Origin of the sequence: Streptomyces sp. NBC_00457 (genome assembly GCF_036014015.1) — a bacterium.
Taxonomy (GTDB): Bacteria; Actinomycetota; Actinomycetes; order Streptomycetales; family Streptomycetaceae; genus Streptomyces.
Window position 1 is genome coordinate 6,415,365 of record NZ_CP107905.1, and the last position, 12,143, is coordinate 6,427,507.

The window sequence follows — 12,143 nt, forward strand, 5'->3', positions numbered from 1 at the left end:
GCAAGAGCGCACGACCTCACGAACGCACGACTTCACGAACGCACGGGTCCGCTGGACCAACACGCTTCATCTGCTGACCGACATAGGAGACATACCGTGACATCGGCTGTGACCATTCCCAGGCACGGGGGTACTGGAGGGCGTACGGCCGTTGCCGCGCGGGCGCGGCAGGTCGTCAAGGCGTACGGGTCCGGTGAGACCCGCGTCGTCGCCCTGGACCAGGTGGACGTGGACATCGCTCGCGGGCAGTTCACCGCGATCATGGGCCCTTCGGGGTCCGGCAAGTCCACCTTGATGCACTGCCTCGCCGGGCTCGACACCGTGACGTCCGGGCAGATCTACCTCGACGACACCGAGATCACCGGGCTGAAGGACAAGAAGCTCACGCAACTGCGCCGGGACAGGATCGGGTTCATCTTCCAGGCTTTCAACCTGCTGCCGACGCTCAACGCGATAGAGAACATCACCCTGCCCATGGACATCGCCGGGCGGAAGCCCGACAAGGCGTGGCTGGGGCGGGTCGTCGACACCGTGGGGCTGAGTGACCGGCTCAAGCACCGGCCGACGCAGCTGTCCGGCGGGCAGCAGCAACGTGTCGCCGTGGCCCGCGCGTTGGCCGCCCGGCCGGAGATCATCTTCGGTGACGAGCCGACCGGAAACCTGGACTCGCGGGCCGGCGCCGAGGTGCTCGGGTTCCTGCGGCGGTCCGTGGACGAGCTGGGGCAGACCATCGTGATCGTCACCCACGACCCGGTGGCCGCCTCGTACTCCGACCGTGTGCTGTACCTCGCCGACGGGCGCATCGTCGACGAGATGTACAAGCCGACCGCCGAGGCCGTCCTCGACCGGATGAAGGACTTCGACGCCCGGGGACGTACGTCATGACCGTCCTGAAGACCTCGATGCGCAACTTCTTCGCGCACAAGGGCCGCATGGCTCTGTCCGCGGTCGCGGTGCTGCTGTCGGTGGCGTTCGTGTGCGGCACGCTCGTGTTCACCGACACCATGAACACGACGTTCGACAAGCTCTTCGCGACGACGTCCTCCGACGTGACGGTCTCCCCGAAGGAGGCCAAGACCGACGAGGCCCCGCAGAACGGCGTCCCGGAGTCGCTGCCCGCCTCGCTGCTGGCGCGGGCCCAGCAGGCCGAGGGCGTCAAGTCGGCCGAGGGCGCGGTCAGTTCGATGAACGTGACCGTCGTCAACAGCGACAACAAGAACATGGGGTCGACGACCGGCGCGCCCACCATCGCCGGCAACTGGACCAAGAACGACCTGCGTTCCATGGAGATCACCTCCGGACACGCCCCGCGCGGGCCGACCGAGGTGATGGTCGACGCCGACACCGCCGACAAGCACGACCTGAAGCTGGGCGACGAGCTGCGCACCATCGCGCAGACCGGTGACTTCACCGCGAAGATCGTCGGCATCGCCACCTTCAAGGTGACCAACCCCGGCGCCTCCGTCGTCTACTTCGACACCGACACCGCCCAGCGCGAACTCCTCGGCTCCACCGGCCGGTTCACGCAGTTCAACGTCACCGCCGCGGCGGGCGTCTCCGACACACAGCTCAAGCAGAACGTCACGCAGGCCCTGGACGGCACGTACAAGATCCAGACGCAGCAGGAGACCGCGGACGAGAACCGCAAGGACGTCGGCGAGTTCATGGACGTCATCAAGTACGCCATGCTCGGCTTCGCCGGGATCGCCTTCCTCGTCGGCATCTTCCTGATCATCAACACCTTCTCGATGCTGGTCGCCCAGCGCACCCGCGAGATCGGCCTGATGCGGGCGATCGGTTCGTCCCGCAAGCAGGTCAACCGCTCCGTGCTGGTCGAGGCGCTGTTCCTGGGTGTCGTGGGCTCCCTCCTCGGCGTCGCCGCCGGGGTCGGTATCGCGATCGGCCTGATGAAGCTCATGTCGATGGCCGGGATGAACCTCTCCACCGACGACCTCACCATCAAGGTCAGCACCCCGGTCGCCGGTGTGATCCTCGGCGTCGTCGTCACCGTCCTCGCCGCCTATCTGCCGGCCCGCCGCGCCGGCAAGGTCTCCCCGATGGCCGCGCTACGCGACGCCGGTACGCCGGCCGACGTCAAGGCGGGCTGGATCCGCGGCGTGATCGGCACGGTGCTCACGGGCGCCGGCGGGTTCGCCCTCTTCACCGCGGCGAACGCGGACAAGGCGAGCGACGGCGCGCTGATGCTGGGCGCGGGGATCGTCCTCTCCCTCATCGGCTTCGTCGTCATCGGCCCGCTGCTGGCGGGCGCGGTCGTCCGGGTGATCAGCGCGGTGCTGCTGCGGGCCTTCGGTCCCGTCGGCCGCATGGCCGAACGCAACGCGCTGCGCAACCCGCGCCGCACCGGCGCCACCGCCGCGGCCCTGATGATCGGCCTCGCACTCGTCGCCTGTCTGTCGGTCGTCGGCTCCTCGATGGTCGCCTCGGCCACCAGCGAGCTCGACAAGTCGGTCGGCGCGGACTTCATCGTCCAGGGCAACCAGCGGATCGTGCCGCAGGCCCAGAAGGCGATGGAGCAGAGCCCGGGCCTGGCCCACGTCACCTCCTACAAGGACGTCGAAGCCACGCTGACCTCCCCGGACGGCAAGACGGACGACACCAGCCTCACCGCCGCCGACCCGACGTACGCGGAGGATCTGCGCCGCGCCACCACGGCGGGCAGCCTGCCGGCCGCGTACGGCAAGAACGCCATGTCGGTCGGCACCGACTACGCCAAGAAGCACGGCGTCCGCGTCGGCGACACCATCACCGTCGCCTTCAAGGGCGGCGAGACGGCGAAGCTCAAGGTCGCCGCCATCACCGACGACGACACCGCCATCGACCAGGGGGCGCTCTACACCAGCCTCGAGACGATGCGGAAGTACGTGCCCGCCGACAGGATCCCGCCGAACGAGATCATGTTCGCCAAGGCCAAGGACGGTCAGCAGGACCAGGCGTACGCCGCCCTGAAGAAGGCCCTGGAGCCGTACCCGCAGTACCAGGTCCGTGACCAGACCGACTACAAGCAGGAACTGAAGGACCAGGTCGGACAGCTCCTGAACATGGTCTACGGCCTGCTCGCCCTGGCGATCATCGTGGCGGTGCTGGGTGTCGTGAACACCCTGGCCCTCTCGGTGGTGGAACGGACGCGGGAGATCGGCCTGATGCGGGCGATCGGCCTCTCGCGGCGCCAACTGCGCCGGATGATCCGCATGGAGTCGGTGGTCATCGCCCTGTTCGGCGCGCTGCTGGGGCTCGGCCTGGGCATGGGCTGGGGCGCCACCGCCCAGAAGCTCCTCGCCCTGGAGGGCCTCAACGTCCTGGAGATCCCCTGGGTGACCATCGGCGGCGTGTTCATCGGCTCGGCCTTCGTCGGCCTCTTCGCCGCCCTCATCCCGGCGTTCCGGGCGGGCCGCATGAACGTCCTGAACGCCATCGCGACCGAGTAGCCACCGCATACGGGGGTTGCGGGGGAAGGGCCCGGTGCCGGGGAGTCTTGGGGGACTCTCCGGCACCGGGTTCGCGCATGCCGGCGCGGATTTCGCCCCCGCCGCCCCTACCCGTCCCATCCCCCAGGGGCTCCGCCCCTTCAACCCCGCCAGGGGGCTCTGCCCCCTGGACCCCCGCTCCTCAAACGCCGGAGAGGCTGGATTTTCAGCGCCGGGTAGGCATCATCCAGCCCGTCCGGCGTTTGAGGACGAGGCCGTTCAGGCCGAAGCGGGGGTCTGGGGGCGCAGCCCCCAGGGATGGGACGGGTAGGGGCGGCGGGGGCGAGAAACCCGGGGTTATCCACAGCCCCCGACACCCGCGCCGACGCCGACGTACGCTGGAGACCCCCCGGCCCGTGTGACGAGTCGGGCCCTTCGTGTTGCCCACCCCCCGGACGGAAGCCCCCTCCACATGAGCCTGCACGGTCTGCTCGATGCCGTCGTCAAGGACACCGCCCTCGCGGAAGCGACCAAGGCGGCCGCAGACGGCAACCGCATGCACATCGACCTGGTCGGCCCCCCAGCGGCCCGCCCCTTCGCCGTCGCCGCGCTGGCCCGCGAGTCCGGTCGCCCCGTCCTCGCGGTGACCGCGACCGGCCGCGAGGCGGAGGACCTGGCCGCGGCCCTCCGCTCCCTGCTCCCCCCGGAGGGCATCGCGGAGTACCCGTCGTGGGAGACCCTCCCGCACGAGCGACTGAGCCCCCGCAGCGACACCATGGGCCGCCGCCTCGCCGTCCTGCGCCGCCTGGCCCACCCCAGGGCCGACGACCCGGAGACGGGCCCGGTCTCCGTGGTCGTGGCGCCCGTACGCTCCGTACTCCAGCCCCAGGTCAAGGGCCTCGGCGACTTGGAACCCGTCGCCCTGCGCACCGGCGAGAGCGCCGACCTGAACACCGTCGTGGAGGCCCTCGCCGCCGCCGCGTACGCGCGCGTGGAGCTCGTCGAGAAGCGCGGCGAGTTCGCCGTACGAGGCGGCATCCTGGACGTCTTCCCGCCCACCGAGGAACACCCCCTGCGGGTGGAGTTCTGGGGCGACGACATCGAGGAGATCCGCTACTTCAAGGTCGCCGACCAGCGCTCCCTGGAGGTCGCCGAGCACGGCCTGTGGGCGCCGCCCTGCCGCGAGCTGCTGCTGACGGACGAGGTGCGGGCACGCGCGCGTGCCCTCGCCGAGGCCCACCCGGAGCTGGGTGAGCTGCTCGGCAAGATCGCCGAGGGGATCGCGGTGGAGGGCATGGAGTCCCTCGCGCCGGTCCTCGTCGACGACATGGAGCTGCTGATCGACGTACTGCCGAAGGGCGCCATGGCCGTCGTATGCGATCCGGAGCGGGTACGCACGCGTGCCTCGGATCTCGTGGCGACGTCGCAGGAGTTCCTGCAGGCATCCTGGGCGGCCACCGCGGGCGGCGGCGACGCGCCGATCGACGTCGACGCGGCCTCCCTGTGGTCCATCGCGGACGTCCGGGACCGGGCGCGCGAGCTGGACATGATGTGGTGGTCCGTGTCGCCGTTCGCGGCGGACGAGGAACTGGACGCCGACACGCTCAAGCTCGGCATGCACGCGCCGGAGTCGTACCGCGGGGACACCGCGCGGGCGCTCGCCGACACCAAGGGCTGGCTCGCCGACGGCTGGCGCACGGTGTACGTGACGGAGGCGCACGGCCCGGCGGCCAGGACCGTCGAGGTGCTCGGCGGCGAGGGCATCGCCGCGCGGCTCGACGCGGACCTAGGCGAGATCTCCCCGTCCGTCGTGCACGTGGCGTGCGGCTCGATCGACTACGGCTTCGTCGATACGGCGCTGAAGCTCGCGGTCCTCACCGAGACCGACCTCTCCGGGCAGAAGGCGGCCGGCAAGGACGGCGCCCGGATGCCCGCGCGGCGCCGCAAGACCATCGACCCGCTGACCCTGGAGGCGGGCGACTACATCGTGCACGAGCAGCACGGTGTCGGCCGGTACATCGAGATGGTGCAGCGCACGGTGCAGGGCGCGACCCGCGAGTACCTGGTCGTGGAGTACGCCCCCGCCAAGCGCGGCCAGCCCGGCGACCGGCTCTACATCCCCACCGACCAGCTGGAGCAGATCACCAAGTACGTCGGCGGCGAGGCCCCGACCCTGCACCGGCTCGGCGGCGCCGACTGGACGAAGACGAAGGCCCGCGCCAAGAAGGCGGTCAAGGAGATCGCCGCGGACCTGATCAAGCTGTACAGCGCGCGCATGGCTGCCCCCGGACACACCTTCGGCGCGGACACCCCGTGGCAGCGGGAGCTGGAGGACGCCTTCCCGTACATGGAGACGCCCGACCAGCTCACCACCATCGCCGAGGTCAAGGAGGACATGGAGAAGTCGGTCCCCATGGACCGCCTGATCTGCGGCGACGTCGGCTACGGCAAGACGGAGATCGCGGTCCGCGCCGCCTTCAAGGCCGTCCAGGACGGCAAGCAGGTCGCCGTGCTCGTCCCGACGACCCTGCTGGTGCAGCAGCACTTCGGCACGTTCAGCGAGCGGTACTCGCAATTCCCGGTCAACGTCCGGGCGTTGAGCCGCTTCCAGACGGACACGGAGGCGAAGGCGACCCTGGAGGGCCTGCGCGAGGGCTCGGTGGACGTCGTCATCGGCACGCACCGGCTGTTCTCCTCCGAGACCAAGTTCAAGGACCTCGGCCTGGTCATCGTCGACGAGGAGCAGCGCTTCGGCGTCGAGCACAAGGAGCAGCTGAAGAAGCTGCGCGCGAACGTCGACGTCCTGACGATGTCCGCGACCCCCATCCCGCGCACCCTGGAGATGGCGGTCACCGGCATCCGCGAGATGTCGACGATCACCACCCCGCCGGAGGAGCGCCACCCGGTGCTGACCTTCGTCGGGCCGTACGAGGAGAAGCAGATCGGCGCGGCCATCCGCCGTGAACTCCTGCGCGAGGGCCAGGTCTTCTACATCCACAACCGTGTCGAGTCCATCGACCGGGCGGCGGCGCGGCTGCGCGAGATCGTGCCCGAGGCGCGGATCGCGACGGCCCACGGCCAGATGTCGGAGCAGGCGCTGGAGCAGGTCGTCGTCGACTTCTGGGAGAAGCGGTACGACGTGCTGGTGTCGACGACGATCGTCGAGTCCGGCATCGACATCTCCAACGCCAATACGCTCATCGTGGAGCGCGGCGACAACTTCGGCCTGTCCCAGCTGCACCAGCTGCGCGGGCGCGTGGGCCGTGGACGCGAGCGCGGCTACGCGTACTTCCTGTACCCGCCGGAGAAGCCGCTGACCGAGACCGCCCACGAGCGGCTCGCGACCATCGCCCAGCACACCGAGATGGGCGCGGGCATGTACGTCGCCATGAAGGACCTGGAGATCCGCGGCGCCGGAAACCTCCTGGGCGGCGAGCAGTCCGGGCATATCGCGGGCGTCGGCTTCGACCTGTACGTACGGATGGTCGGCGAGGCGGTGGCGGACTACCGGGCCTCCCTGGAGGGCGGTGTCGAGGAGGAGCCGCCGCTGGAGGTCAAGATCGAGCTGCCGGTGGACGCGCATGTCCCGCACGACTACGCGCCTGGCGAGCGGCTCAGGCTGCAGGCCTACCGGTCCATCGCCTCCGCCAACACGGAGGAGGACATCAAGTCCGTACGCGAGGAACTCGTCGACCGCTACGGCAAGTTGCCCGAGCCGGTGGAGAACCTGCTGCTGGTGGCCGGACTCCGGATGCTCGCGCGCGCGTGCGGCGTCGGCGAGATCGTCCTCCAGGGCAACAACATCCGCTTCGCGCCGGTGGAGTTGCGCGAGTCGCAGGAGCTGCGCGTCAAGCGCCTGTACCCGGGGACGGTCATCAAGCCGGCCGCCCACCAGCTGCTGGTGCCGCGCCCGAAGACCGCGAAGGTGGGCGGGAAGCCGCTGGTCGGGCGGGAGTTGCTCGGCTGGGTCGGGGAGTTCCTGGCGTCGATCCTGGGGTCGTAGGGCCGCAGGAGTGTGTGAAGGAGTGAGTAAAGCCGTCCGCGGGACGTGGGTGTCCGCGGACGGCCTGGTCTGCTGTCCTCCGTTGTCCTCCGTGAGTCTGGTGGCTACGGCTGTTCGGGCCTGTCGCGATCCATGCCCATGGCGCCTTCGGCCTTCTGCTGCGCCTGGTCGACCTGGCTCTCGTACTTGTTGCCCGTCTTCTCGTTGATCTTCTGTTCCGCGGTGTCGGAGGCGCCCTTGGCCTTCTCCTGCGCCGCCTTGTTGCTCTTGAACCTGTCGAAGATGCCCATCCAGATCTCCTTCCGGAGGTGACTCAGAACCGACGATACGCCCGACTTGAGGCGAATGCTCCTTTAGGGCCTCTATGGTCTGGACCTCTGGGCCGCTACCGTGGGACAACGTGAAACAACTCAGGGGTGGGGCGGCCGCCGCCGCCGTCATGCTCGGCATGGCACTACTGCTCGCGGGCTGCGAGAACGTCGATCTGCCCGAGGCCGACAGCGAGCCCGCCGGCTCCGACGGACCCTCCGGCTCCGGCTCCGGCACCAGCCCGTTCGACAACCCGGACGGAACGAAACCGGGCCTCGCGCCCCTCACTTCGGACGCCGACCGGGCCGAGGCGCGGGCGCTGATCGAGAAGGTGGCGACCAAGGGGCGCGGCCCGAAGACGGGCTACGACCGAGACGAGTTCGGCTATGCGTGGATGGACACGGCGGACGGGGTGCCGCTGGCCCGCAACGGCTGCGACACGCGCAACGACCTCCTCCAACGGGACGGCGAGGACATCCGTTTCCGCTCCGGCTCGGACTGCGTCGTCATCTCCATGACCCTGCACGACCCGTACACCGGGACGACCATCGAGTGGCGCAAGCAGAAGGCCACCGAGGTGCAGATCGACCACATGGTGCCGCTGTCCTACAGCTGGCAGATGGGCACCGCACGCTGGTCCGAGGACAAACGCGAGCAACTGGCGAACGACCCGCTCAACCTGATCCCGGCCCAGGGCCGCGCCAACAGCTCCAAGGGCGACTCAGGCCCCGCGTCCTGGCTCCCGCCGAACAAACGGATCCGCTGTTCCTACGTGGTCCGCTTCGCGCAGGTCTCCGTCAAGTACGAGCTGCCGGTGACGGCGCCCGACAAAGAAATGATGCTGCGCCAGTGCGGAGGCTGAACCTACGGTGACCGCATGGAGCTGAAGATATGGAGCCTCGCCGAGCGTCCCGAGGCGCGTGAGCGGATCGCCGAAATGCCGCACAGCTGGGCGGAGTTCGTCATCAACGACGCCGTGGGCGACGCGCACTATCCGCGCATCGCAGCCGAACTCCCCGAGTTCGTGCTGTTCGCCGAGGACGAGACGGGGGAGGTCGTCGCGCACGCCCATAGCGTGCCGTTCGCGCTCGCCGCCGAAGGGCGGGGGCACCTGCCCGCGCGCGGGTGGGACGAGGTGCTCGTGTGGGCCTTCAGCGATCTGCGCCGCGGGGTGCGGCCCGACACGGTCAGCGCCATCTCCGTCACCGTCGCCCCGCACGCCCAGGGGCGCGGACTGTCCGGCCGCATGCTGTCGGCGATGCGCGAGAACGCCCGCGCGCACGGCTTCGGCGAGGTCGTCGCCCCGGTCCGGCCCAGCGCCAAGCACCTCGAAGTGCGCACGCCCATCGAGGAGTACGCCCACCGCGTACGCCCCGACGGGCTCCCGCACGACCCCTGGCTGCGCGTCCACGCCCGCGCCGGCGCCGTCATCGACTCCATCGCCCCGGCGTCCATGACCGTCACCGGCTCGCTGGAGCAGTGGCGCGGCTGGACGGGCCTGCCCTTCGACACCGCCGGCGACATCGAGGTGCCGGGCGCCCTGGTGCCGGTGCGGTGCGAACCGGAGCAGGGGTACGCCGTATATGTCGAGCCCAACGTGTGGATGCGGCACGCGGTGTGAGGGTGCGGCTCTCGCCTGGAGGGGCGCAGGGACCGGCGCCCGGGCGGGCGTAAGGACCGGCGCCTGGGCGGGCGTAGGGACTGGTCGGTACGACAACGGTTCGGTACAACGCGGACCGGTTGTCGGTGTCGGCCTATACGCTCGAACCGAACAATCGCGCCACCGACGTCGCGCCCGCGCGAGGCGACGCCGACGGTCCCGTACGCCCCACTTCAGGCACCAGGAGCAGTCATGCATGGCCACGGCTACCCGCAGCCGGTGAAGCAGCCGCCCCCGACGCTGTGGCTGGTTCTGCTCCGTGTGGTGTTCGTGGCGCTCTCGATCATCAGCTTCGGCTTCCTCGCCTGGACGATGCTGCTGCGCCTGGCGGTCGTCACCCGCAGGCTGCGCGACTGGGTCCTGCTCGGAGTCCTGATCGCCGTCGACATCGTCGCGATCGGGCTGCTCGGCTCCGAGCCCGCCGAGGAGATCAACAGCCCGGCCGGCTACCTCGGGTTCTTCCTTCTGATGGGTTCGCTGATGGCGAGCGTCGCGTACTACCTCGTGGCCGAGATACGCCACTTCCAGCGGCTCCGCCAGGGCGCAGGTGCATACGGCGCGGGGCAGACGCCGATACCGGGGCAGGGCTACCCGCAGTCGGGGCCGACGCCGTACACCGCTACCGCCGCGCCGCAGACCCCGGCCGCCCCGCACTTCCCGCCCCCGATGCCCCCTGCCCCCGCGGACCGGACGCCGATACCCACCCCGCCGCAGCGCCCCGCCCCGGCCCGGATCGACCAGGTGCGCGCCGAACTCGACGAGCTCAGTGACTATCTGCGCAAGCACGACGGCAACCACGAGAGCGGACGGTGACCGTGGCGGCAGGACGCGTCGTCGCCGGCCGGTACGCCCTGTCCACCCTCGTCGGGCAGGGCGGCATGGGCCAGGTCTGGACGGCCTACGACCAGCGACTCGACCGGCGCGTGGCGGTCAAGCTGCTGCGCCCCGACAAGGTCGCGGGCCACGAGGCCGACGAACTGCGCCGCCGCTTCGAGCGCGAGTGCCGGGTGACCGCACAGGTCGACCACCCCGGCCTGGTGACGGTCCATGACGCGGGCACCGCGGGCGAGGAGCTGTTCCTCGTCATGCAGTACGTCGACGGCGTCGACCTCGCCGGTCATCTCGCCGAGCGCAACCCGTACCCGTGGCAGTGGGCTGTCGCGGTCGCCGCGCAGCTGTGCGCCGTGCTGAGCGCCGTGCACGCGGTGCCGATCGTCCACCGCGACCTCAAGCCGCGCAACGTGATGGTGAAGCAGGACGGCACGATCACCGTCCTCGACCTCGGCGTCGCCCACGTCATGGACACCGACACCACCCGCCTCACCCACACCGGCACCCCCATCGGCTCACCCGCCTACATGGCCCCCGAGCAGGCGATGGGCGGCGCGGTCGGCCCGTACACCGACCTGTACGCACTCGGCGTCGTGCTGCACGAACTCCTCAGCGGCGACGTTCCGTTCGCGGGCTCGACAGCGCTCGGCGTGCTGCACCGGCACCTGTACGAGCCCCCGGTGCCCGTGCGCCGCATCCGCCCCGAAGTCCCCGAGTCGCTCGAAACGCTCGTCCTGGGACTCCTCGCCAAGGACCCGCAGCACCGGCCCGCCTCCGCGCAGGAGGTGTACGAGCACCTCGCGCCGCTCCTGCCCGGGCGCGGGACACCCACCGCGGCGCCCCTCGACCCCAGACGCCCCTTCCTGCGCCCGCACGCCCCCTGGCCGGACCGCGCCCGCACCCCCGCGCCGCAGCCCGCCCCCGTCGTCCCGCCCGTCGCCGAGAAACCGGACGTCGCACGCGCCGTGGACGAGGTCAAGCGCCTCCTCGGCGAGGGCCGCATCACCCAGGCCGTCGACATCCTCGGCGCGATCCTGCCCGTCGCCGCCGAACAGCACGGCGAGCACTCCCCGGTCGTCCGCACCCTGCGCAAGCAGTACGCGGCCACGCTGATGGACGACGGCCAGTACCGGCGCGCACTGCCCGAACTCCGCCGCCTCGCCGACGAACGCGCCGCCGAGGCCGGCCAGGCCGACCCCCAGTCCCTGCGCTTCCGCTACGAGGCCGCCCAGTGCCTCGAACAGCTCGGTGAACCGGCGGCGGCACTCGCGGAGTACCGCACGCTCCTGCCGTACTACGAGAACCAGTACGTCGCCGGCGACCCCCACCTCTCCCACGACGTGCGCCGCCGCATCGGCCACCTCCTCCTCGCCCTCGGCGACCGCGGCGCCGCCCACGACACCCTCGCCCGCCTCGTACTCGACGTGGAACGCCTGCACGGCCCCGGCCACCCACTCGCCACGGACATCCGCCGGACACTGCAGTGGCTGGGGCAGGTTCGCGGGTAGCCCGAGCCGTGTCCTACGAGGACGCTCCGGCGACCCCGGGGGCCACGAACCGCCGGTGCATGGGGGCGAACTCGTAGACGGGGTCGCCCTCGACGCCCAGCTTGCCCTTGATCACGGGCGCGAGCCGCTCCTCGACGAACCGCTCGAAGTGGTCCTCCGTACGCCACACGTCGAGCACGTGGAAGCCGTCCGCGGCATACCACGACACATGCAGGTCCAGGCCGTCCGCGGGCTCCTCCTCCCAGCGGACCTCGGAGCGAGCGGCCTCGTACACCTCGGGGGTGATCTCCGGCCAGCGCAGATTCAGGACGACGGACATGGGACTCCTCTGCCTCGGAGCACGGCGCGGTCGGCACCGGCTTTCACCTCGACGCTAGGCGGGTCCGGCAGACCCGGCCCTTCATCGA

The 12,143-nt window shown here is 70.5% G+C and carries 9 protein-coding genes; 7 read left to right on the forward strand and 2 right to left on the reverse strand.

Annotated features, from left to right (window positions below):
- The first annotated feature begins 96 nt into the window (after nucleotides 1–96).
- From OG828_RS29345 to mfd, 3 genes are all read left to right on the forward strand, one after another.
- On the forward strand, nucleotides 97–885 hold the full coding sequence (locus OG828_RS29345; protein WP_328363204.1) for an ABC transporter ATP-binding protein: 789 nt from the start codon (nucleotides 97–99) through the stop codon (nucleotides 883–885).
- Nucleotides 882–3,446 carry an ABC transporter permease gene (locus OG828_RS29350; protein WP_328502826.1) on the forward strand — a complete coding sequence of 855 codons (2,565 nt, stop codon included), beginning with the start codon at nucleotides 882–884 and terminating at the stop codon, nucleotides 3,444–3,446. Before OG828_RS29345 ends, OG828_RS29350 begins: the two co-directional genes overlap by 4 nt.
- Before the next feature lie 451 nt (nucleotides 3,447–3,897).
- Entirely contained in the window at nucleotides 3,898–7,428 is a 3,531-nt protein-coding gene (mfd, locus tag OG828_RS29355) for a transcription-repair coupling factor (protein ID WP_328502827.1), read from the forward strand.
- 104 nt (nucleotides 7,429–7,532) lie between these two features.
- Here the strand turns inward: mfd and OG828_RS29360 are convergent, their stop codons facing one another.
- The gene (locus OG828_RS29360) at nucleotides 7,533–7,718 is read right to left on the reverse strand and encodes an antitoxin (protein WP_328440246.1); all 186 of its coding nucleotides are present in this window, start codon (nucleotides 7,716–7,718) and stop codon (nucleotides 7,533–7,535) included.
- A gap of 110 nt (nucleotides 7,719–7,828) precedes the next feature.
- Here OG828_RS29360 and OG828_RS29365 point away from each other — a divergent pair, with 110 nt between their 5' ends.
- From OG828_RS29365 to OG828_RS29380, 4 genes are all read left to right on the forward strand, one after another.
- Nucleotides 7,829–8,599: an HNH endonuclease family protein gene (locus OG828_RS29365; RefSeq protein WP_443062441.1), complete on the forward strand. Its 771-nt coding sequence runs from the start codon at nucleotides 7,829–7,831 to the stop codon at nucleotides 8,597–8,599.
- 15 nt (nucleotides 8,600–8,614) lie between these two features.
- Nucleotides 8,615–9,358, forward strand: coding sequence for an N-acetyltransferase (locus OG828_RS29370; protein ID WP_328363216.1), 744 nt, complete (start codon nucleotides 8,615–8,617; stop codon nucleotides 9,356–9,358).
- Between the two features lie 231 nt (nucleotides 9,359–9,589).
- Nucleotides 9,590–10,210, forward strand: a complete 621-nt coding sequence (locus OG828_RS29375; RefSeq protein WP_328363219.1) for a hypothetical protein — start codon at nucleotides 9,590–9,592, stop codon at nucleotides 10,208–10,210.
- A gap of 38 nt (nucleotides 10,211–10,248) precedes the next feature.
- On the forward strand, nucleotides 10,249–11,736 hold the full coding sequence (locus OG828_RS29380; RefSeq protein WP_328372266.1) for a protein kinase domain-containing protein: 1,488 nt from the start codon (nucleotides 10,249–10,251) through the stop codon (nucleotides 11,734–11,736).
- A gap of 13 nt (nucleotides 11,737–11,749) precedes the next feature.
- Here OG828_RS29380 and OG828_RS29385 read toward each other — a convergent pair whose 3' ends face one another.
- Nucleotides 11,750–12,055: a hypothetical protein gene (locus tag OG828_RS29385; protein ID WP_328363222.1), complete on the reverse strand. Its 306-nt coding sequence runs from the start codon at nucleotides 12,053–12,055 to the stop codon at nucleotides 11,750–11,752.
- Nucleotides 12,056–12,143: the final 88 nt, after the last annotated feature.